The organism is Streptomyces sp. NPDC056480 (assembly GCF_042795405.1).
Lineage (GTDB): Bacteria > Actinomycetota > Actinomycetes > Streptomycetales > Streptomycetaceae > Streptomyces.
In genome coordinates, this window is sequence record NZ_JBHTSA010000049.1 from 38,221 (window position 1) to 59,826 (window position 21,606).

Below are 21,606 nucleotides of genomic sequence, written 5' to 3' on the forward strand. Positions count from 1 at the left end.
ATGAGCACCCGTCACCCCCCGTCCCTCCACCTCCCCGCCGGAACCGCCGCCCACGGCCCGTACGGGCTCGACATCGACCCCGCGCGGGCCGGCTGGACGTACTCCGCCCTCCGGGTCCTCACCCTCGGACCGGGCGGGATCCACTCCTTCGAGAGCGGGGATTCCGAATGGGCCGTGCTTCCCCTCTCCGGTGCCTGTAGCGTGCGCGTCGACGGAGAGATCCTCGAACTCCAGGGCCGCGCGAGCGTGTTCGACGGAGTGACCGACTTCGCCTATGTACCGCGCGACGCCCACGCCCAGATCGCCTCCGGTGCGGGAGGCCGCTTCGCTTTGGCAGGAGCGAAGTGCGAGCGACGACTCCCCGCCCGCTACGGCCCCGCGCCGGAGGTTCCCGTCGAGACCCGCGGAAGCGGCAACCGCGCCCGCGAGGTGCGGAACTTCGCCTCGGCCGACGCCTTCGCCTGCGACCGGCTCATCGCCGTCGAGGTCGTCACCCCCGGCGGCAACTGGTCCTCCTACCCGCCGCACAAGCACGACGAGCACCGCCCCGGCGCCGAGTCCGTCCTCGAAGAGATCTACTACTACGAGATCGAGGGCCCGGGCGCCCTCGCCTACCAGCGGATCTCCCCCTCCCGGCCCGGCGGCGCCGAGCTCCTCGCCGAGGTCCGGCACGGTGACGCCGTCCTCGTACCCGACGGCTGGCACGGCCCGTCGATCGCCCAGCCCGGACACCCGCTGTACTACCTGAACGTCATGGCCGGACCCGGCCCCGAACGGGAGTGGCGGATCTGCTTCCACCCCGACCACACGGAGGGATACGCATGAGCGTCCGGCTCACCGTCGCCCAGGCCCTGGTGCGTTTCCTCGCCGCGCAGCACACCGAACGCGACGGCGTACGGCAGCGGCTGATCACCGCGACCTGGGGCATCTTCGGCCACGGCAACGTCGCCGGCATCGGACAGGCGCTCGTCGAGTACCCCGACCTCATGCCGTACCACCAGGGACGCAACGAACAGGCCATGGTGCACGCGGCCGTCGGCTACGCCCGCCAGTCCAACCGGCTGCGCACCCACGCCGTCACCACCTCCATCGGCCCCGGCGCCACCAACCTCGTCACCGGCGCCGCCCTCGCCACCGTCAACCGGCTGCCCGTCCTCCTGCTGCCCGGCGACACCTTCGCCACCCGCCCCGCCGACCCCGTCCTGCAACAGCTCGAAGTCCCGTACGCGGGCGAGACGTCCGTCAACGACTGTCTGCGCCCCGTGTCGCGCTACTTCGACCGGATCAGCCGCCCCGAGGCGCTGGTCCCGGCCGCCCTCGCCGCCGTACGCGTCCTCACCGACCCCGCCGACACCGGGGCGGTCACGCTCGCCCTGCCGCAGGACGTGCAGGCGGAGGCGTACGACTGGCCCGAGGAGTTCCTCGCCGAACGGACCTGGACCGTGCGCCGCCCGCGGCCCGACACCGCCGAACTCGACGCCGCCGTACGGGCGGTCAGGAACGCCCGGCGGCCGATGATCATCGCCGGCGGCGGAGTCAGGTACAGCGCGGCCCAGGACGCCCTGAGCACCCTCGCCCGGTCGGCCGACCTCCCCGTCGCCACCACCCAGGCCGGCAAGGGCGTCCTGCCCTGGGACCATCCCTGCGACGTCGGCGGGATCGGCCACACCGGCACGGGGACCGCCGACGCCCTCGCCCGCGCCAGCGACCTGATCATCGGCGTCGGCACCCGCCTCACCGACTTCACCACCGCGTCCGGCACCCTCTTCCGCCCCGACACGCGGCTCGTCAACCTCAACATCACCGCGTTCGACGCCCACAAGCAGGCCGCGCTGCCGCTCGTCGCCGACGCCCGGGCCGGACTTGAGGCCCTCACCGAGGCGCTCGGCGGCCACCCGGGCGACCACCGGCAGGACACCGCGCACTGGGCGGCCTCCAAGCGGGAATGGCAGGAGCGGACCGACGCCGCCTACGCCGCACCCGACCCGCACGCCCGCCCCACCCAGGTCCAGGTCCTCGGCGTACTCGACACTCTGGTCGACGGCAGCGACATCCTGATCAACGCCGCCGGCTCGCTCCCCGGCGACCTGCACAAGCTGTGGCGGACCCGGTCCAGCGACCAGTACCACGTCGAGTACGGCTACTCGTGCATGGGATACGAGATCCCCGCCGCCATCGGCGTCGCCCTCGCCGCCCCCGGCCGGCCCGTCTGGGCCCTCGTCGGCGACGGTACGTACCTGATGAATCCCACCGAGATCGTCACCGCCGTCCAGGAGGGACTGCCCATCAAACTGGTCATCCTCCAGAACCACGGCTACGCCTCCATCGGCGGCCTCTCGGAGGCCGTCGGCGCCGAGCGCTTCGGCACCGACTACCGCCACCGGGACGCCTTCGGCGGCTTCACCGGCCCGCCGCTCCCCGTCGACCTCGGCGCCAACGCCGCCTCCCTCGGCATGCGGGTGCTGCGCCCCCGCACCGTGCGTGACCTGCGGGAAGCCCTCGCGGACGCACGGACCGCGACGGTTCCCACATGTGTCTACGTCGAGACCGAAACGCCAGACACTGTGTCGGGCCCGCCCCCGGCCCAGGCATGGTGGGATGTGCCCGTGGCCGAGACCTCGACCCGCCCGTCGGCGGTCAAGGCCCGGGAGGAGTACGACCGGCACGTCACCGCCCGACGCCGCCATCTCTGAAGGAGCATTTCGTCATGACGAACACCGTCAAGACCGTCAACCACTGGATCGGTGGCAAGACCGTCGAGGGCACGTCGGGCAACTGGGGCCCGGTCACCGACCCGGCCACCGGCGCCGTGACCACGAAGGTCGCGCTCGCCTCCGTCGAGGAGGTCGACGCCGCCGTCGCCGCCGCCAAGGACGCCTGGGCGACCTGGGGCACCTCCTCGCTCGCCCAGCGCACCACCATCCTCTTCAAGTTCCGCGCGCTCCTCGACGCCAACCGCGACGCCATCGCCGAGCTGATCGTCGCCGAGCACGGCAAGGTCCACTCCGACGCCCTCGGCGAGGTCGCCCGCGGCCTGGAGATCGTCGACCTGGCCTGCGGCATCACCACCCAGCTCAAGGGCGAGCTCTCCACCCAGGTCTCGAACCGGGTGGACGTGGCGTCGATCCGCCAGCCCGTCGGCGTCGTCGCCGGCATCACGCCCTTCAACTTCCCGGCCATGGTGCCGATGTGGATGTTCCCGATCGCCATCGCGACCGGCAACACCTTCATCCTCAAGCCGAGCGAGAAGGACCCCTCGCCGTCCCTCAAGATCGCCGAGCTGCTCGCCGAGGCGGGCCTCCCGGACGGTGTCTTCAACGTCCTGCACGGCGACAAGGTGGCCGTGGACCGCCTCCTGGAGCACCCGGACGTCTCCGCGATCTCCTTCGTCGGCTCCACCCCGATCGCCCGGTACATCCACACCACCGCCTCCGCCAACGGCAAGCGCGTCCAGGCGCTCGGCGGCGCGAAGAACCACATGCTGGTCCTCCCGGACGCCGACCTCGACGCGGCGGCCGACGCGGCCGTCTCCGCGGCGTACGGCTCCGCCGGCGAGCGCTGCATGGCCATCTCGGCCGTCGTGGCCGTCGGCTCCATCGGCGACGAGCTGGTCCAGAAGATCCGCGAGCGCGCCGAGAAGATCAAGATCGGCCCCGGCACCGACCCGACCTCCGAGATGGGCCCGCTCATCACGGCCGTCCACCGCGACAAGGTCGCCTCCTACGTCCACGGCGCTGCGGACGAGGGCTGCGAGGTCGTCCTCGACGGCACCGGCTACACGGTCGACGGTCACGAGGACGGCCACTGGATCGGCCTCTCCCTCCTGGACCACGTGCCGACCACCGCCAAGGCCTACCAGGACGAGATCTTCGGCCCGGTGCTCTGCGTGCTGCGCACCGAGACGTACGAGGAGGGCCTCGCCCTCATCAACGCCTCGCCCTTCGGCAACGGCACCGCGATCTTCACCCGCGACGGCGGCGCCGCCCGCCGCTTCCAGCTGGAGGTCGAGGCCGGCATGGTCGGCGTGAACGTGCCGATCCCGGTGCCGGTCGGCTACCACTCCTTCGGTGGCTGGAAGGACTCGCTCTTCGGCGACCACCACATCTACGGCAACGACGGCGTGCACTTCTACACCCGCGGCAAGGTCGTCACCACCCGCTGGCCGGACCCGTCGGACGCCCCGGCGGGCGTGGACCTGGGCTTCCCGCGCAACCACTGACGCGCGGGCGGTTCACACCGACGGCCCCCGGGGTGCCTGACAGCACACCCCGGGGGCCGTCGGCCTTCCCCGGCGTCCGTGGTCCTCGGCGGTTCTCACCGGTTCTCGGCGGTCCTCAGTGGCTCTCGGCGTCCTCGGTGAAGACCCAGCCGCGCATCGAGAACACCCCTTCGTCCGCCGCGCCCGCCGACCGGTACGTAGCGAGCGCGGGATCGTTGTCCGTGTCCACGCCCACCCATACGCCCCGGCAGCCCCGCTCCCGGGCCTCCGCGACAAGTGCCTTCGTCAGGGCGCGCCCCACCCCGCGCCTCCGGTGGGCCTCGTCCACGGACAGCTCGTAGAGGCACATCTCCGCTCCCTTGTCCGGGTGCAGCATCTCGATCCCGGAGACGAACCCGGCCGGGAAGCCGTCCTCCGCGTAGGCGATGAGCATCAGATGCCCCGGGGCCGTCAGGAAGCGCGTCGCCCAGTCCTCCCGGGGCGGGTCGTCGTACAGGTGTCCCGCCGCCAGCAGCTCCGCCACCGTCGCCGCCCGCCGGATCTCCATGCCACCTCCGTGTGTCCGCGTGTCCGTGTGTCCGCGTGCCTCTGTGTCCGCGTACCGCGCCTGCTGTACGCGGACCGTACTGCGTACGACCGGAGGAGGTGCGGCACTTCCGTCTCCGGGCAGCCGTGGCGCACAGGCGGCCCGCTTAGGCTCGAACCATGCGACTCCGACTTCCCCGGTGGGCCGCGGTCACCGCCGTCCTCGCCGTCATCGCGGGTGCCGGCACCTGGACCGCCGTCGCCTCGGACGATCCGCCGCCCGTACACCGGGCGGACCGGATGCTCGACCTCGACGGCACCCGTATCGACACCTCCTACTTCACCGGCGACGCCGACGGACGCCGGCCGGCCGTCCTCCTCGGCCATGGCTTCGGCGGCTCCAAGGACGACGTCCGCGCCCAGGCCGAGCAGCTGGCCCGGGACGGCTACGCCGTCCTCACCTGGTCCGCGCGCGGCTTCGGCGCCTCCGCCGGCGAGATCGGGCTCAACGACCCCGACCACGAGGTCGAGGACGCCCGGAAGCTGATCGACTGGCTCGCCGCCCGGCCCGAGGTCCTCCTCGACAAGCCGGGCGACCCGCGCGTCGGCGTCACCGGAGCCTCGTACGGCGGCGCGATCTCGCTGCTCGCCGCCGGACACGACAGCCGCGTCGACGCCATCGCCCCGCAGATCACCTACTGGAACCTCGCCGACGCCCTCTTCCCGGACGGAGTCTTCAAGAAGCTCTGGGCCGGGATCTTCTTCTCCGCCGGGAACCAGCCCGGAGCCCCGGCCGCGGTCGCACCGGGGGAGGTCCCTCCGGGGAAGGCGCCTGCGGGGAAGGACTCCGCCGGGAAGGACTCCGAGGCCAAGAACCCCGCGGGGAAGTCGGCCGCCTGCGGCCGGTTCACCCCCGAGCTCTGCGCCCTCTACGAGCGCGTCGCCGTCTCCGGGAAGCCCGACGCCGCCGCCCGCGCCCTGCTCGAAGCCCGCAGCCCCTCCGCCGTCGGCTCCAAGGTCAAGGTGCCCGCGCTGCTCGTCCAGGGCCAGTCCGACTCGCTCTTCACCCTGGCCCAGTCCGACGCCATGGCCCGCACCCTCACCGCGAACGGCGCCCCCGTCGCCGTCGACTGGATCTCCGGCGGTCACGACGGCGGCGACCGCGAGACCGAGCGCGTCGAGCGACGCATCAGCACCTGGTTCGACCGCTGGCTGAAGAAGGACACCTCCGTCGACACCGGCCCCGCCTTCCGCGTCAGCCGAACCGGCGGCGTCGACTCCACCGACGGGCAGGCCACCCTGCGCGCCGCGACCGCCGACCGCTACCCGGGTCTCACCGCCGACGCCACCGGCATCCCGCTCGCCGGACCGGTGCAGACCTTCGCGAACCCCGCCGGCGCCGCACCGCCCGCCGTCTCGGCCGTCCCCGGCCTCGGCGGCGGAGTCGCCGGACTCTCCTCCCTCGGCGTCGGCCTCTCCCTCGACTTCCCCGGCCAGCACGCCCGGTTCGACGCGAAGCCGCAGGACGAACCGCTCCGGATCACCGGCACCCCCACCGTCCGCGTCAAGGTCACCTCCACCGCCACCGACGGATCCGCCGTCCTCTTCGCCAAGGTGTACGACGTCGGGCCCGACGGCCGGCAGCAGGTGCTGCCCGCCCAGCTCGTCGCCCCCGTCCGCGTCGACGGCGCCCAGGCCGGGAAGAGCGTCACGCTCAACCTTCCGGCGATCGACCACGAGGTCGAGGCCGGACACCGGCTCCGGCTCGTGGTCGCCGCCACCGACCTCGGCTACGCCTCCCCGGCCGCCCCCGCCGACTACACCGTCGCCGTCGAGGGCCCGCTCACCGTCCCCACCGCCCCCGGCCTCGACACCCAGGCCGCCGCCCTGCCCTGGTGGGTCTGGGGCCTGCCGCTGCTCGGCCTCGCCGGCGCCGCCGCCCTGCTGCTCACCGCCCGCCGCCGCACCGCCGCCCCCGCGCCCGACCCCGAACTGGCCGCCGTACCGCTCCAGATCACCGGGCTCTCCAAGAAGTACAAGGGCGGCGACCGGTACAGCGTCAAGGACCTCACCTTCCGCGTCGAGCAGGGCCAGGTCCTCGGCCTCCTCGGCCCCAACGGCGCGGGAAAGACCACCACCCTGCGGATGCTGATGGGCCTGATCACCCCCGACGAGGGCGAGATCCGGGTCTTCGGCCAGGCCATCCGGCCCGGCGCCCCCGTCCTCTCCCGCGTCGGCTCCTTCGTCGAGGGCGCCGGCTTCCTGCCGCACCTCAACGGGCGGGAGAACCTGGACCTGTACTGGAAGGCCACCGGCCGCCCCGCCGAGGACGCCCATGTCGACGAGGCCCTGCGCATCGCCAACCTGGGCAACGCCCTCGACCGGGCGGTCCGCACCTACTCGCAGGGCATGCGGCAGCGCCTCGCCCTCGCCCAGGCGATGCTCGGCCTGCCGGACCTGCTGATCCTGGACGAGCCCACCAACGGCCTCGACCCGCCGCAGATCCGCGAGATGCGCGAGGTGATGATCCGGTACGCGGCCGGCGGCCGTACCGTCATCGTCTCCAGCCACCTCCTCGCCGAGGTCGAGCAGTCCTGCACCCACCTCGTCGTCATGGACCGGGGACAGCTCGTGCAGGCCGGACCGGTCGCCGAGATCACCGGCTCCGGCGACACCCTGCTCGTCACCCTCGCGGAGGCCGTCCCCGACGCGCTCGTCGAGAAGGTCGGCGCCCTCCCGGGCGTCGCCACGGCGACCCGGGCCGACGGCGGGATCCTCGTCCGCCTCGACACCCTCGACCCGACCGCCCTCATCGGCGAACTCGTCGGCCTGGACGTGCCGCTGACCGGCGTCGGACCGCACCGGCGCCTCGAGGACGCGTTCCTGACCCTGATCGGAGGAGGAGCCGCATGAGCCCGCTGCTCGACACCCCCACGGCTCCCGAGGCCGCCGCGGCCCCCGCGGAGTCCGCCGCCCCCGGCTACCGCGCCGGACGCACCCTGCCGCTGCGCGTCGAGGCCCTGCGCCAGTGGAAGCGCCGCCGCACCCTGATCATGGGCGGCATCCTGGTCGCCCTGCCGTTCGTCCTGCTGATCGCCTTCGCGATCGGCGGCGACCAGGACGGCGGCGGCAACGGCCGCATCACGCTGATGGACACGGCGACCGCCTCCGGCGCCAACTTCGCCGCGACCAGCCTCTTCGTCTCGGCCGGGTTCCTCCTCGTCGTCCCGGTCGCGCTGTTCTGCGGGGACACCGTCGCCTCCGAGGCGAGCTGGTCCTCCCTGCGCTACCTCCTTGCCGCGCCCGTGCCCCGGTCCCGGCTCCTCGCCTCCAAGCTGACGGTCGCCCTGGCCTACAGCGCGGCCGCGATGGTCCTGCTGCCGCTCGTGGCCCTGGCCGTGGGCACCGTCGCCTACGGCTGGGGGCCGCTCCAGCTGCCCACCGGTGGTGCCGTGCCCGCCGGGGACGCGGTGCTCCGCATCGGGATCGCCGTCGCCTTCGTCTTCGCCTCCCAACTGGTCACCGCGGGACTCGCCTTCTGGCTCTCCACCCGCACCGACGCCCCGCTCGGCGCGGTCGGCGGAGCCGTCGGCCTGACGATCGTCGGCAACGTCCTGGACGCCGTCACGGCGCTCGGCGACTGGCGCGACTATCTGCCGGCGCACTGGCAGTTCGCCTGGATCGACGCGCTCCAGCCGCAGCTGGAGTGGGGCGGCATGGTGAAGGGCACGGCGATCTCGCTGACGTACGCCCTGGTCCTCTTCGCGCTCGCCTTCCGCGGCTTCGCCCGCAAGGACATCGTGTCGTAGGCCCCGACCGGCGACTCCCGGCCGGCAGAGCTCACCGGCGCCTCCCGCACGGCAGGTTCCGAGCGGCGGTTCCGCACGGCGGTTCCGCACGGCGGTCCCGGCCGGGGCCCTAGGGTCTTCTGCTCACAGCCACCCCCTTCGAGCCGCTTCCGCGCCCGCGCGGAAGCGGCTCGTCGTGCCGAGGGCGGCCATCAGCTCGCCCACCCGCCGGCTGTACGTCCGCGCGGACATGCCGAGCCGGGCCGCCGCCGTCTCGTCCGTGACCCCCGACAGCAGGGCGTCGAGCACCGGACGCAGCTGCGGCGGCAGATCACCCGACGGCCGCGGGGGCGGCGGCGCGTACGTCAACTCCTCGGCCGTCGTCCAGCAGGCGTGATGGGCCCGGGCGAGGGCCTGCACCACCACCGGGTCGCGGATCAGGAGCAGCCCGTTGTAGAGCAGCTCCAGGTCGAGCGGGACCGCGGCCACCGTCCGGTCGACGACGATCATCTTGAACGGGATGGCCTCCGCGAGCCGGGCCCGGCCCGGAATCCGGAGCCCGCCCTCGAGGTGGGGCAGCGCGTGCCGCGGCACGATCCGCCGGACCTCGCCGGCCCGCTCGGCCGCCGCCCGCATGCACGCCTCCGCCAGCTCCAGGAACGGCTCGGGGATCGCGCAGCCCGCCGACGCGACCGGGTCGTCGAAGGTCAGCAACTCGTACCGCGTGGAAGCGGCCAGCCCGGCGAGCGCCGCGCTGATGCGCCGCGCACCCCGGACCGGGCGCCCCGCGGGCCGCTGTCCCTCGGTCGCGGCCCGGTTCATCGCCGAACGGGCGAGCATCACGGAGCCCGCGCTCTCTGCCACCGCTGACCACCCCCGCCCGATCGATGTCCACTCCATGTACGCATGTGACTGCACACGGTGACAACCCCTGTTGAAAAGGATGGCGAATCCATGCCACACCTCGTCCCCCCGGTCGCCGTTGCCGCATCGAGATCCATCCGCAACTCCTTCGACTGCTCCCAGCGGGCCTCCCGTTCGTCACATTCACAAGTGGCTTACCAAGAGGGGGAGATGACATGGCACGACAGGACAAGAGGGCGGCCGGACGCCGCCGGGCCCGGTTCTCGGCCACCGTCGCGGCTCTGCTGGCGGCCGGACTGGCCGTCGGAGGCTGCGGCGCCGGCGGCGAACGCGCCGGCGCCGACCGGGCGAAGGGGGAGGGCGGCCGGACCGCCCCGGCGGCCCCCGACGGGGGAGCGGGCACCGTGAACCCCGGGGGAACCGCGAACCCCGAGGGCGCCGACGGCGCCGCCGAGGACCGGCGGCCGTCCTCCGTGCCCGCCCCCGACTACCTCTCGACGTTCGCCCTGGACGTGGACACCGCCTCGTACGGCTACGCCCGCCGCACCCTCGCCGAGGGGAGGCTGCCCGACCCGGCGACCGTGCGCCCCGAGGAGTTCGTCAACAGCTTCCGTCCCGACTACCCGCGTCCGGAGGGCGACGGCTTCAGCGTGACCCTCGACGGGGCCCGCGCCGGGCAGGACGGCTGGTCCCTGGTCCGGGTCGGCCTCGCCACGCGCGCGGCGGACCGGAGCGGCGAACGCCCGCCCGCCGCCCTCACCTTCGTCGTCGACGTCTCCGGCTCGATGGCCGAGCCGGGCCGGCTCGACCTGGTCAAGGAGTCGCTCGGACTGCTCGCCGACGAGCTCCGCGACGACGACTCGATCGGCCTCGTCACCTTCAGCGACCAGGCCGAGACCCGGCTGCCGCCGACCCGGGTGGGCGACGCCCGCGGCCGGATCCGCGAGGTGGTGGACTCCCTCGCGACGAGCTCCTCGACCAATGTCGAGGCGGGCGTCCGCACCGGCTACGACGTGGCCGTCGAGGGCCACCGGGAGGGCGCCACCAACCGGGTCGTGCTGCTCTCCGACGCGCTCGCCAACACCGGCTCCACCGAGGCCGGGACGATCCTGGAGCGCATCGACGCGGAGCGGAAGCGGTACGGGATCACCCTCTTCGGCGTCGGTGTGGGCAGCGACTACGGCGACGCGTTCATGGAGCAGCTCGCCGACCGGGGCGACGGCCAGACCACGTACGTCTCCGACGCGGCGCAGGCCCGCAAGGTCTTCGTCGACCAGCTGCCCGCCCATGTGGAACTGCGCGCGCGGGACGCCAAGGCGCAGGTCTCCTTCGACCGGCGGACCGTGGAGAGGTTCCGGCTGATCGGCTACGAGAACCGTGAGGTCGCCGACGAGGACTTCCGGAACGACCGGGTCGACGGCGGTGAGGTCGGTGCCGGTCACACGGTCACCGCGCTGTACGCGGTCAGGACCAGGCCCGGGGCGACCGGCCCGGTGGCCACCGCCACCGTCCGCTGGCTCGACCCGGCCACGCGCGCGCCCCGCGAGCGTTCCGGCTCGGTCGGTACGGCCGCCCTCGCCGGTGACGTCTGGGGCGGCGGTCACGACAGTCTGCAACTGACGGCGATCAGCGCCTACTTCGCGGACGCCCTGCGGGGCGGCGACCTGCCGGGCGCCCCGGGCCTTCCGGTGCTGGCGGAGCGCGCCGAGTCGATCGCCGGCCGGTCGGGTTCGGCGGTGGTGCGGGAGCTGGCCGAGGCCGTGCGGCAGGCCGACCGGCTCCGCGGGCCGGCCGAAGGGCCCACTCATGAGGGTGAGTTGAAATCCGGCGACCCGTACAGCTGACGCATGGGGCGGGCAGCGGGTGAGAATGGCCGCATGGCCTCCCTGCTGCTCGCCCTCGCCATCGGATCCACCGGCCTGTACGCCGGTTTCATGCTGATCTTCCAGACCGGGATCATGCCCGCGCTCGCCCGTCTGGCGGACGCCGAGTTCGTCACCGCGATGCGCCGGATCAACGAAGCCGTCCCGAGGGGCGTGTTCCTGATCGTCTTCCTCGGGGTGGTCGCCTTCCCCGTCGCCGCGTTCTTCGTCCCCGTCGACGGCCGGACGGACACCCAGAAGTGGCTGGTGCTCGCGGGGCTCGTGTGCGCGGCCCTCAACCACGCGGTCACCATCGGCGGGAACATCCCGCTCAACAACGCGCTGGCCGCGTCGGAGGCCACGGGCGACGAGCCGTCGGCCGTCCGTGCCGCGTTCGAGAAGCGCTGGAACGGCTTCCACCGTGTCCGTACGCCCCTGATCGTCGTCGCGTTCGGCCTGCTGACCGCCGCCGCCGTCGTCTAGGGCGGGGCCCGTCCCGCCCCTCCCGTCCGCCCCGCCCCCGCCCCGCCCACGGCCCGTCGGCCCGCCCCGACGGGCCGCTCGGCCGTCCGCCCCCGGAGCCCCCGGCCGCGGAACCGTACCCGGTGGACGGTTTCTGGCGTGAACTCGTGCGTGTCGGCCTCTTCTCGCTCCACGAGGGTCCCGCGAAAGCGTACCTACGAGTCCGGAAACAGTCTTCGGGTGTGTGTCGGTCTGCGCCAGTGACGAAAACCCTACGGCCTTATAACCCCCCAAAGGGGGTGAATCAACCCGATATCCCGGGTTGGGTTTCCGTACCCTCCGGTTTCTTATTGACATGCCTACGGGGGTCTTTTCTAATCATCGAGAGTCATCCCGCGCGCTGACACCGCACAGGCATGGAGGGGGCAAGGTGGACGTCCGGATTCTGGGGGGACTGTCGGTACGTGAGCACGGGGTGTCGATCACGCCGACAGCCGCCGCGCCCCGGCAGCTCCTCGCCCTGCTCACGGCCAGCGCCGACCAGGTCGTCCCCGTGACCGTGCTCACCGAGGAACTGTGGCCGTCCGGTGCGCCGCGCGGCGCCCGCACCGAACTCCAGGCCCACATAGCAGAGTTGCGCACCCTCATCACGGGCGCGCTGCGCGGAGCCCCCTCGGCGGAGCCCGGGCCCGGCTGGTCCGACCGGCGCACCGCCGACGCGATCCTCGTCTCCCAGCCCGGCGGCTACCGCCTCGACACCGGCGGCGGCACCAACGACGTCCGGCAGTTCGAGCGCGCGGCCGGCGCCGGATACCGCGCCATGGAGGCCGGCGACCTCGACCGCGCCGCACTCCGCCTCGGCGAGGCACTCGCCCTGTGGCGCGGCGAACCGTACGCGGGCGTCGCCGCGGGACCCCGCCTCCGCCGAGAGGTCGAGCGCCTCGAAACCTCGCGGCTGAGCGTCCTCGACCAGTGGGTGGAAGCCCAGTTGGGCCTCGGCCGGCACGCGGAACTCGTCCCCGAACTCTCCGGGCTCGTCGCCCGCTACCGCACCAACGAGCCCCTCCACGCCCACTACATGGTGGCCCTGCTGCGCTGCGGCCAGCACGACGAGGCCCTCACCGTGTACGAGCGGCTGCGCACGGCCCTCAAGGGGGAGAGCGGCATGGAGCCCTCGGCGCGGCTGCGCCGCCTCCAGCGCTCGGTCCTCGCCGTACGGACCACCGAGGTACGCCCGCTCTACGCGCCCCGCGTCCCGGCCCAGTTCAGCCCCGCGCGGGCCCGGCTCGTCCCGGCGGGATCCCTGGGCTGAACCCTCGACGCGGCCCGGAGCACGGCCGCCCGCTCGACATCACAGCCCTCCGAGGATGGCCGGTCTGACCAGCCGGACACCTCCCGGGGGCCTTCACCGGGAATGAAGTGCGGGAACTCACCGTTGACCGACTCCCGAAGCCGAATTAGTTTCGGCGAGCAGTACGGGTTTCCTCCCAGGTGCCCGATTTCGCTCGACTACGGGGGACGGGGCCATGACCTTGCACGGCGCGGACGGAGCCGGTGGTGCCGACGCGCTGCTCACGGTCCTCGAACTACTCGCCCGGCAGGCTCCGCCCGCCCAGTTCGACACCCTCCTCGACGAGGCCCGGCTCGCCGGAACCGGCGGAGCGGAACTCGACCGCGTCGAACGGGCCGTGGCGCTCGCCGGTGAGGTGAACGCCCGACGCGAGCAGGACGCGCGCCGCGAAGCCGGACTCGCCGCGCTCACCGACACCGCCCGCGACCTCACCCGCTCGTACGACCTCGACAGCCTGCTGCGGGTGATCACCCGCCGGGCCCGTCGGCTCCTCGGCCTCGACCTGGCGTACGTGACCCTGCGCGGCCCGCACGGAACCTGCTACGTCCACACCGCCGAAGGCTCCCGCACCGGACAGGCCGGCGGCCCGAGGATCGCCCCCGGCCTGCGGATCGCCGAGGGGTACGGGCTCGGCGGCGCCGTCCAGTCACACGGCGAGGCCGTGTGGACCGCCGACCGCCTCGCCGACGAACGCTTCGCCTCCTTCGACTCCCTCGACGCCGGAGTCCACGTACCCGCCTTCGACGAGGTCGCCGAAGCGGCCCTGCGCGCCGAGGACCTGCACGCGATCATGGCCGCGCCGCTGCGCAGCGGCGACACCGTGATCGGCGTCCTGCACGGAGCCGACCGGCGGGTCCGCCACCACACCGGAGAGGAGATCGGGCTGCTCACCGCGCTCGCCGACCTCGCCGCACTCGCCGTCGAGAAGGCCGGACTCCTCGACAGGACCCGGGCCGAGGTCTCCGAACTCGAACGGGACAGCTCCCGGGTCCGCACCAGCCTCACCCGGATGCGGCACGTCAGCGAGGCCCACGGCCGGATCATGAACCTCGTGCTCGCGGGCGGGGACCTGGGCAGCGTCGCCAAGGCCGCCGCCGACGCCCTCGACGCGACGGTGATGATCCGCGACCAGGGCGGCCGCTGTCTCGCCACCGCCGGAGACATACCCGGCCTCGTCGAGGAGGCCGTCGCCAAGGCCTCGCTCGACGCACACGCCCGCCGCCGCCCGGTCCTCGCCGACGACGACACCTGGGTCGCCCCCGTCATCGCCGGCTCCGAGGACCTCGGCGGCCTCGTCATCCGCGCCGCCGGCGGTCTCACCGGCGAGGACGAACGGCTCCTCGAACTCGCCGCCCAGTCCGTCGCCTTCCTCCTCCTCATGCGGCGCTCCACCGCCGTCGCCGAGGGACCCGTCCGCGACGAACTCCTCGACGACCTCATCGCCGACCCGCCGCACGCACCCCAGCAGATCGCCCAGCGCGCCCGCCGCCTCGGCGTCGACCTGCGCAAACCGCACGTCCTCGTGCTCGCCCGGCCGGAGGGCGGCGAACAGGGCAGGGCCGTCGTCTGGGCGTCCTCGTACGCGTACCGCCTCAGTGGTCTGAAGACCGTGCAGGGCGGCTGCATCGTGCTGCTGCTCCCCGGCATCGACGCCTCGGCCGCCGCCAGGGCCGTTGCCGACGAACTGTCCCCGCTGCTCGGCCACCCCGTCTCCGTCGCCGCCGCCGGACCCGGCCAGAGCCCGGACGGCGTGGCCCGGATGCACCAGGAGGCCGGGCGCTGCCTGGACGCGATGAGCGCCCTCGGCGGCACCGGCTCCGCGGCGTCCGTGCAGGACCTGGGCTTCCTCGGACTGCTGCTCTCCGACGACAACGACGTCGACGGCTTCGTCGAGGCGGCGATAGGACCCGTACTCGACTACGACGCCGAGCGGTTCACCGATCTCACCCACACCCTGGAGGCGTACTTCGCCTCGGGCGGCAGCCCGACCAACGCCGCCGAGGCGCTCCACGTCCACCCCAACACGGTCTCGCGCCGGCTGGAGCGGATCGGTGAACTCCTCGGCCCCGAGTGGCAGAAGCCCGGCCAGGTCCTCGAGGTCCAGCTGGCGCTGCGCCTCCAGCGCACCCGGGAGGTGCTGGCCAGGGGCCGCGCCACCGCGGACCCCGGCCGACCGTCGCCGGGTCCGCAGGAGAGGAGCGTCTGACCGTGGACGCGGGCCGTGCGGCCGGCCGTGCGGCTCAGCTCGCCGTACGCGCCGCCCGTCCCGATCCGTAGCCGGAGCCGTAGGACGCCTCCCAGTCGGTGGCGGCCATCACCGTCGCCGCGTGGGCCGCCGACGCCAGCGTGATGTGCCGGTGCCAGCCGCGGAACGAGCGGCCCACGAAGTCCCGCAGACCCGCCCCCTCGCCGACCTCGACGAAGTCCCGCTCCACCCGGCGGGCCAGCTTCGTCAGCCGCAGCAGCGAGCCGACCGGCGAACCGGTCAGATCGCTGATCCACACCCGGGCCGGAGGCCGCCGCGGGTCGTCCCACTCGCCGAGCAGCACCAGCGGACGCATCCGCTCGCCGCCCGGCGTGGGCAGCGCGACCCGTACGGCCGTGGCCAGCGAGGTGCGCGAGGTCCGCGCACCGGCCACGGTGTCCACCCAACTCACCGGCCTGCGGAGGCCCTTGAGCGACTCGAGGATCTGCAGCGCCGACAGCGGACCGGCCCCGAAACCGGGCAGCGAACGGTCGGCGATCGCCAGCCGGGAACCCGGACCGATCCGGGCCACGACCGGCACCCCCGCACCGGCGAGCCGGGTCAGGGCCGCCCGTCCCGCGCCGCCCCGGATGTCGAGCAGCACCGGCTTGCGGGTCACGTCCGACCAGCGGGCCGTGTCGAGCGCCGCCGCGACGGCGCACTCCTCCAGGGTCTCCTCACCGGCCTCCTGGGGAACCTCCGCGCGGTCGCGCCGCGTGCGGTCGTTCACCCAGGGGTCCGGCAGGAACAGACGCCAGTTGACGGGCACGCTCAGCTCGTCGCTCGCGAACCACACCCCGAACGCCTGCTGGCCGTGGAAGACCTGCCCGCGCTCCGGGTCGAACCGCCGGTCCACACCCACCGAGTGCTCGCCGGCCTTCGGTATCGGCATCGGCCGCACCACCCAGGCCTGCGGGCAGCTGTTGCGCTCCAGGTACCGGGCGAGCGCCGCCCGCATCGGCTGCCAGTCCCAGGTGGAGCTGGACACGAAGTGGTGCAGGCTCTGCTCGGCGGCGGGGCCGCCTATCTGAGCGGCGATGTTACGGATGGACTTGCGGCCCTGCGCGGTCAGCAGGCCGTGCAGATACTGCTCGGCCTTCAGACGCTGGTCCCGGCGCGGGAAGCCGGAGAACAGCGCGGCACACAGCTCGGCGTAGACGTCCTCGCGCGAGCCGGGCGCGCCGACGGTCCTGACGACGTCCAGGGGAACGGCCGGCGGAACGGGCCCGGTCACGGCCCTGCGCTTGGTTGCGACGGATGTACTCACGACACTCCTGCCCGAAGGTTGCGCAGCTCCCTCCCGCTGCTCCACCACCGTCGCCCGACACGCCCTCCGGCGACGAGGTGTACCCGGCACCCGAATCGGCCGTCGGATGGTGACCGGACCACCCCCCGCCGTGTCGTCGCAGGTCGGAGGCGTGCCCAAGGCCCTCTGACGGCCCGCGGCCGGTGGCCGTTCCGTGCCTCGCCACGGCCCTCCGGAATACCCCGTGGGGGATCTGACAGACTCGCGGGACCGGCTTTGACCGGTCGCAGGGCGTGGCCGGACCATCGCAGAGCGAGGCTGCACGGGCCGGACCCCGGTTAATGCCCCAGGCCGGGGGCCGTGCCTGTGCGCCTCGCCTTGACCCGTCCCTCGTAGGCTTGCGGCCATGGGACTGCGTGCGGAACTGCCGGTCGTCGGGGTGGTGGCCGCCGGCGGCGCCCTCGGCGCATCCGCCCGCTACGGCGCGGGACTCGTCTGGCCGACCCCCGAAGGCGCCTTCCCGTGGACCACGTTCACGGTGAACGTCGTCGGGTGCGCACTCCTCGGAACGCTGATGGTCCTGCTGACGGAGCGGCCGGCCGAGTGGTCGACGGCGCTCCCGCACCCACTCCTCCGGCCCTTCCTCGGCACCGGATTCTGCGGCGGGTTCACCACCTTCTCGACGTACGGCCTCGAGACCCAGCGGCTGCTGAGCGCCGGGGACCCGACACGCGGTCTGCTCTACCTGGGCGGCACCCTGGTCACCGCACTCGCCGCCGTCTGGGCCGGCGTCGCCGGCACCAGGGCCGTACACGCCAGGGTGGGACGGGGCCGGGTGGGGCGCGCGTGAACTGGCTGCCGGTGGTCGCGGGCGCCGCCGTCGGCGCGCCCCTGCGCTACCTCACGGACCGCGCGGCGCGCGCCCGTTTCGGCCCCGGCTTCCCCTGGGGCACGTTCACGGTGAACGTCGTCGGATCGTTCCTCCTCGGACTGCTCACCGGGGTGGCCTCGGCCCAGGTCCATCTGCTGCTCGGCACGGGCCTGTGCGGGACGCTCACGACGTACTCGACCTTCTCGTACGAGACGCTGAAGCTGTACGAGGACGGCGCGAAGGGGTACGCGGTGCTCAATGTCGCCGGGAGCCTGGCCGCCGGCCTCGGAGCCGTATGGCTGGGAGTGGAGACGGCCAGGCTGTGGTGATCCGGTCGCTCAGGCGGTGATCCAGTCGCTGGTCGCGATCACCGGCTGCACGCCGTCACGGTGGATGGTGCCCTCGATGAGGCCGTACATCCGGTCCGCCGCGAAGTAGACCTCGTTGTCGTTCTCGAGGCCGAAGGGCTCCAGGTCCACCAGGAAGTGGTGCTTGTTCGGCAGGTTGAGCCGGACCTCGTTGACCGTGGAGACGTTGTCCAGGACGCGGTCGGCCATCGCGTGCAGCGTCTGCTGGAGCGAGTAGCTGTACGTCTCCGCGAACGCCTCCAGCATGTGACGGCGCACCTTCTGGTACGAGCGGTCCCAGTCGTGCTCCTCGTCCGCGGCCGCCGGGGCCGAGTTCGCCCAGCGGGCGGTGACCTTGGTGGCGAGGATCCGGTCGTACGCCTCCTGGAGCGTCGTGTACCGGTCCTTGATGAAGCCGTGGAACTCGGAGTTCGTCGAGTTCATGACGGTGAGGTCCTTGAGGCCCGAGAGGACCTGGAGCCCGGTGTTCGCCGAGTAGGTGATCTGCGCGGTGCGGACCTCCTGCCCCTTGCGGGCGAAGGAGTGCTGCTCCTTGCGGGTGGGGACGGAGATCCGCTCCCAGGCGTACTCCTCCACCCGGATCTGTGCCTCGTGGATCACCGCCTGCGAGGTCACGAAGTGCTTGGCCAGGAGGATGCCGAAGGCCTCGGGGGAGGCCACGCCGTGCTCCTTGGCGAAGGCGTAGACCGTGTTCTTGGTGGTGTCGGTCGGCAGGCAGTTGCCGTTGTCGCCGGTCAGATGGACATCGCGGTACTCACCGCGCAGCGCCACCGACACGTTCAGGTCGCGGATCTCGTGCCATGTGCCGTCGCCGCCCTTGCGGGTCACGGCGACGATGCGGTTCTCGGCCTTGCCGTACTGGTTCTGCGCCAGGACGTGCTTGCTCATGCTGCTCAGCTCCTGCGGGTACGTGGATACGGATATCCCGTACGCCCGGCGTCCAGCGTTCCCCGTCGTCCCCGAGGGTGCCGCTCCCCGCCGTCCGACCCGTGAACGGCGGGCCGCCCCGGGACTGACGAGCATCCCGGTCCGTAGGTTTCGCTCGAAGATATGTCCCCTTCCGGCCACTGGCAATGGTTGAGCACCGAACCAGGGGGAGCCCGAAACCCGTGGGCCAGGTCACCCGGACGTACGGGACGCGTCAAGACGGGCAGGGACGGCGTTAGGGGCACGTCAACGGAGGCGGCGCGACGGCGGGGGCGAGGTTTCCTCATCTCGTCCGAGAATCCGTTCTTCCTTCTTCCTGCATCCGGGAGCTCACGATGGCCGACGTGGCCTTCGTCGTCACCACGATCGCGGTCTTCGCGCTGGTGGCCTTCATCGCCAAGGGGGTGGCCAAGCTGTGAGTGCCGAGAACATCGTCGGTCTCCTGGTCGCCGTCGCCCTCCTGGGCTACCTCGTCCTCGCCCTCGTCAAGCCCGAGAGGTTCTGAGGCCGATCATGAGTCCCGTTCTTGCTGGAGTCCTCCAGCTCCTCGCCCTTATGGTCGCGCTCGGCCTGTCGTACCGGCCGCTGGGCGACCACATGGCCAGGGTCTACTCCTCCGAGAAGCATCACCGGGTGGAGAAGTGGATCTACAAGGCCGTCGGGGCCGACCCGTCGGTGGAGATGCGCTGGCCCGCGTATCTGCGTGGTGTTCTGGCGTTCTCCGCGGTGAGTGTCCTGTTCCTGTATCTGTTGCAGCGGGTGCAGGGTTCGCTGCCGGGTTCGCTGGGGTTCGTGTCGATCGATCCGGACCAGGCGTTCAACACGGCGGCTTCGTTCGTGGCGAACACGAACTGGCAGTCGTACTACGGCGAGCAGGCCATGGGTCACGTGGTGCAGACCGGTGGTCTGGCGGTGCAGAACTTCGTGTCGGCGGCCGTGGGCATGGCGGTGGCGGTCGCGCTGGTGCGCGGTTTCGCCCGGTCGCGTACGGGTGAGCTGGGCAACTTCTGGTCGGACCTGGTGCGGGGCACGGTCCGTGTCCTGCTGCCGATCTCGGTCGTGGGTGCGCTGGTGCTCGTGGCGTGCGGTGCGATCCAGAACTTCGCCGGCATTCACGAGGTCGGGCAGTTCATGGGCGGGACGCAGCAGTGGAACGGCGGGGCGGTGGCCTCGCAGGAGGTCATCAAGGAGCTGGGCACGAACGGTGGCGGTTACTTCAACGCCAACTCGGCCCACCCGTTCGAGAACCCCAACGGTCTGTCGAACCTGTTCGAGGTCTATCTGATCCTGGTGATCCCGTTCGCGCTGACGCGGACGTTCGGCCGGATGGTCGGCTCGCTGAAGCAGGGGTACGCGATCCTCGGCACGATGGCGGCGATCTGGCTCGGCTTCACGGCGCTGATGATGTGGACCGAGTTCGCGCACAACGGCCCGGCGTTCGATCTGGCCGGTGGGGCGATGGAGGGCAAGGAGACCCGGTTCGGGATCGGCGGTTCGTCGATCTTCGCGGTCGCCACCACGCTCACGTCCACCGGCGCGGTGAACTCCTTCCACTCCTCGTACACCGGTTTCGGTGGCGGGATCACGATGCTGGGGATGCAGCTGGGCGAGATCGCGCCCGGCGGTGTCGGCTCCGGCCTCTACGGCATGCTGATCATGGCGATCATCGCGGTGTTCATCGCCGGCCTGATGGTCGGCCGCACGCCCGAGTACCTGGGCAAGAAGATCGGCACCCGCGAGATCAAGTTCGCGGCCTGCTACATCCTGATCACCCCCGCCCTTGTCCTCTGCTTCACGGCGGCCTCGTTCGTCCTGGACACGCCGTCGAACTCGATGACCAACTCCGGCGCGCACGGTTTCTCCGAGATTCTGTACGCCTACACGTCGGGTGCGAACAACAACGGTTCGGCGTTCGCGGGTCTGAACGCGGACACCCAGTGGTTCAACTCGACGATCGGTATCGCGATGCTCCTGGGCAGGTTCCTGCCGATGGTGTTCGTTCTCGCGCTGGCGGGTTCGCTGGCGGAGCAGAAGCCCGTCCCGGAGACGGCGGGCACCCTGCGGACCGAGAAGCCGCTGTTCACGGGTCTGCTCGTCGGCACGATCCTCATCATCACCGGTCTCACCTACTTCCCGGCCCTCGCGCTGGGACCGCTCGCCGAAGGGCTCGCAGCATGAGCACCATCACTCCCACCAGGCCCCCGCAGTCCGGGGCGCCCAGCGGCCGGCCGGCCGAGGCCGGACGCGTCGGCGGGGGACTGTTCGACCCGAAGCAGCTGGTCACGTCCTTCCCGGATGCGATCAGGAAGCTCGACCCGCGGGTCATGGTCAAGTCCCCTGTCATGTTCGTGGTGTTGATCGGCTCGGTCGTGACCACGGTGCTGGCGGTGAAGAACCCGGGGGACTGGTTCGGCTGGGCGATCACGGCCTGGCTGTGGCTGACCACGATCTTCGCCAACCTGGCGGAGGCGGTGGCCGAGGGCCGGGGCAAGGCGCAGGCCGACACCCTGCGCAAGGCCAAGACCGACACCGTCGCCCGTCGGCTCAGCGGCACGAACGAGGAGCGGGTGCCCGGCACGGAGCTGCGCATCGGTGACCTGGTGGTCTGCGAGGCCGGTGACATCATCCCCGGCGACGGTGACGTCGTCGAGGGCGTCGCGAGCGTCGACGAGTCGGCCATCACGGGCGAGTCGGCCCCGGTCATCCGCGAGTCCGGCGGCGACCGCTGCGCGGTGACCGGTGGCACGAAGGTGCTGTCGGACCGTGTCGTCATCAAGATCACGACGAAGCCGGGCGAGACGTTCATCGACCGGATGATCAACCTGGTCGAGGGCGCGGCCCGGCAGAAGACCCCCAACGAGATCGCCCTCAACATCCT

17 protein-coding genes and 1 pseudogene are annotated in these 21,606 nt (G+C 72.4%); 14 read left to right on the forward strand and 4 right to left on the reverse strand.

What is annotated here, in order from left to right:
• From iolB to mmsA, 3 genes are read left to right on the forward strand one after another with little or no spacing between them, the layout of a single operon-like run.
• The gene (gene iolB, locus ACFQ79_RS21990; protein ID WP_383586005.1) at positions 1 to 825 is read left to right on the forward strand and encodes a 5-deoxy-glucuronate isomerase; all 825 of its coding nucleotides are present in this window, start codon (positions 1 to 3) and stop codon (positions 823 to 825) included.
• Positions 822 to 2,693: a 3D-(3,5/4)-trihydroxycyclohexane-1,2-dione acylhydrolase (decyclizing) gene (gene iolD, locus ACFQ79_RS21995; RefSeq protein ID WP_383586007.1), complete on the forward strand. Its 1,872-nt coding sequence runs from the start codon at positions 822 to 824 to the stop codon at positions 2,691 to 2,693. The genes iolB and iolD overlap by 4 nt, the downstream gene beginning before the upstream one ends.
• A gap of 14 nt (positions 2,694 to 2,707) precedes the next feature.
• Positions 2,708 to 4,219 (forward strand): CoA-acylating methylmalonate-semialdehyde dehydrogenase, encoded by a 1,512-nt coding sequence (gene mmsA / locus ACFQ79_RS22000; protein WP_318209895.1) that lies wholly within the window; start codon positions 2,708 to 2,710, stop codon positions 4,217 to 4,219.
• Positions 4,220 to 4,334: 115 nt separating this feature from the next.
• Here mmsA and ACFQ79_RS22005 read toward each other — a convergent pair whose 3' ends face one another.
• Positions 4,335 to 4,766 carry a GNAT family N-acetyltransferase gene (locus ACFQ79_RS22005; protein WP_383586009.1) on the reverse strand — a complete coding sequence of 144 codons (432 nt, stop codon included), beginning with the start codon at positions 4,764 to 4,766 and terminating at the stop codon, positions 4,335 to 4,337.
• 158 nt (positions 4,767 to 4,924) lie between these two features.
• Here ACFQ79_RS22005 and ACFQ79_RS22010 point away from each other — a divergent pair, with 158 nt between their 5' ends.
• Both ACFQ79_RS22010 and ACFQ79_RS22015 read left to right on the forward strand, forming a co-directional pair.
• Positions 4,925 to 7,657, forward strand: a complete 2,733-nt coding sequence (locus ACFQ79_RS22010; RefSeq protein WP_383586011.1) for a CocE/NonD family hydrolase — start codon at positions 4,925 to 4,927, stop codon at positions 7,655 to 7,657.
• On the forward strand, positions 7,654 to 8,553 hold the full coding sequence (locus ACFQ79_RS22015; protein ID WP_383586013.1) for an ABC transporter permease: 900 nt from the start codon (positions 7,654 to 7,656) through the stop codon (positions 8,551 to 8,553). Before ACFQ79_RS22010 ends, ACFQ79_RS22015 begins: the two co-directional genes overlap by 4 nt.
• A gap of 123 nt (positions 8,554 to 8,676) precedes the next feature.
• Here ACFQ79_RS22015 and ACFQ79_RS22020 read toward each other — a convergent pair whose 3' ends face one another.
• Positions 8,677 to 9,396, reverse strand: a complete 720-nt coding sequence (locus ACFQ79_RS22020; RefSeq protein ID WP_383586015.1) for a DNA-binding response regulator — start codon at positions 9,394 to 9,396, stop codon at positions 8,677 to 8,679.
• A 215-nt stretch (positions 9,397 to 9,611) separates the two neighbouring features.
• Here ACFQ79_RS22020 and ACFQ79_RS22025 point away from each other — a divergent pair, with 215 nt between their 5' ends.
• The 4 genes from ACFQ79_RS22025 to ACFQ79_RS22040 all read left to right on the forward strand — a co-directional run bounded on the left by ACFQ79_RS22025 (position 9,612) and on the right by ACFQ79_RS22040 (position 15,277).
• A complete protein-coding gene (locus ACFQ79_RS22025; RefSeq protein WP_383586017.1) occupies positions 9,612 to 11,240 on the forward strand; it encodes a von Willebrand factor type A domain-containing protein in 1,629 nt (542 codons plus the stop codon).
• Between the two features lie 33 nt (positions 11,241 to 11,273).
• The gene (locus ACFQ79_RS22030; protein ID WP_383586019.1) at positions 11,274 to 11,741 is read left to right on the forward strand and encodes a DUF1772 domain-containing protein; all 468 of its coding nucleotides are present in this window, start codon (positions 11,274 to 11,276) and stop codon (positions 11,739 to 11,741) included.
• A gap of 409 nt (positions 11,742 to 12,150) precedes the next feature.
• Complete coding sequence (locus ACFQ79_RS22035; protein ID WP_383586021.1) at positions 12,151 to 13,032, forward strand: BTAD domain-containing putative transcriptional regulator; 882 nt, start codon at positions 12,151 to 12,153, stop codon at positions 13,030 to 13,032.
• A gap of 214 nt (positions 13,033 to 13,246) precedes the next feature.
• Entirely contained in the window at positions 13,247 to 15,277 is a 2,031-nt protein-coding gene (locus tag ACFQ79_RS22040; RefSeq protein WP_383586022.1) for a helix-turn-helix domain-containing protein, read from the forward strand.
• 34 nt (positions 15,278 to 15,311) lie between these two features.
• Here ACFQ79_RS22040 and ACFQ79_RS22045 read toward each other — a convergent pair whose 3' ends face one another.
• A complete protein-coding gene (locus tag ACFQ79_RS22045; RefSeq protein WP_383586024.1) occupies positions 15,312 to 16,583 on the reverse strand; it encodes an IS701 family transposase in 1,272 nt (423 codons plus the stop codon).
• Positions 16,584 to 16,968: 385 nt separating this feature from the next.
• Here ACFQ79_RS22045 and crcB (ACFQ79_RS22050) point away from each other — a divergent pair, with 385 nt between their 5' ends.
• Together crcB (ACFQ79_RS22050) and crcB (ACFQ79_RS22055) are read left to right on the forward strand one after the other, a co-directional pair.
• On the forward strand, positions 16,969 to 17,412 hold the full coding sequence (gene crcB, locus ACFQ79_RS22050) for a fluoride efflux transporter CrcB (protein ID WP_383586026.1): 444 nt from the start codon (positions 16,969 to 16,971) through the stop codon (positions 17,410 to 17,412).
• The gene (crcB, locus tag ACFQ79_RS22055; protein ID WP_383586028.1) at positions 17,409 to 17,762 is read left to right on the forward strand and encodes a fluoride efflux transporter CrcB; all 354 of its coding nucleotides are present in this window, start codon (positions 17,409 to 17,411) and stop codon (positions 17,760 to 17,762) included. Before crcB (ACFQ79_RS22050) ends, crcB (ACFQ79_RS22055) begins: the two co-directional genes overlap by 4 nt.
• A 9-nt stretch (positions 17,763 to 17,771) precedes the next feature.
• On the opposite strand, the gene pucL is transcribed toward crcB (ACFQ79_RS22055), so the two are convergent.
• Positions 17,772 to 18,689, reverse strand: a complete 918-nt coding sequence (gene pucL, locus ACFQ79_RS22060) for a factor-independent urate hydroxylase (protein WP_383586030.1) — start codon at positions 18,687 to 18,689, stop codon at positions 17,772 to 17,774.
• A gap of 454 nt (positions 18,690 to 19,143) precedes the next feature.
• On the opposite strand from pucL, the gene kdpF reads away from it, so the two are divergent.
• The 3 genes and pseudogenes from kdpF to ACFQ79_RS22075 form a co-directional block, all read left to right on the forward strand.
• Positions 19,144 to 19,233: a K(+)-transporting ATPase subunit F gene (gene kdpF / locus ACFQ79_RS22065; RefSeq protein WP_345693099.1), complete on the forward strand. Its 90-nt coding sequence runs from the start codon at positions 19,144 to 19,146 to the stop codon at positions 19,231 to 19,233.
• Between the two features lie 8 nt (positions 19,234 to 19,241).
• Positions 19,242 to 20,906, forward strand: coding sequence for a potassium-transporting ATPase subunit KdpA (kdpA, locus tag ACFQ79_RS22070; RefSeq protein WP_383586033.1), 1,665 nt, complete (start codon positions 19,242 to 19,244; stop codon positions 20,904 to 20,906).
• Positions 20,903 to 21,606, forward strand: a pseudogene (locus ACFQ79_RS22075) (potassium-transporting ATPase subunit B); the annotation flags it as partial. The gene kdpA and the pseudogene ACFQ79_RS22075, both read left to right, overlap by 4 nt.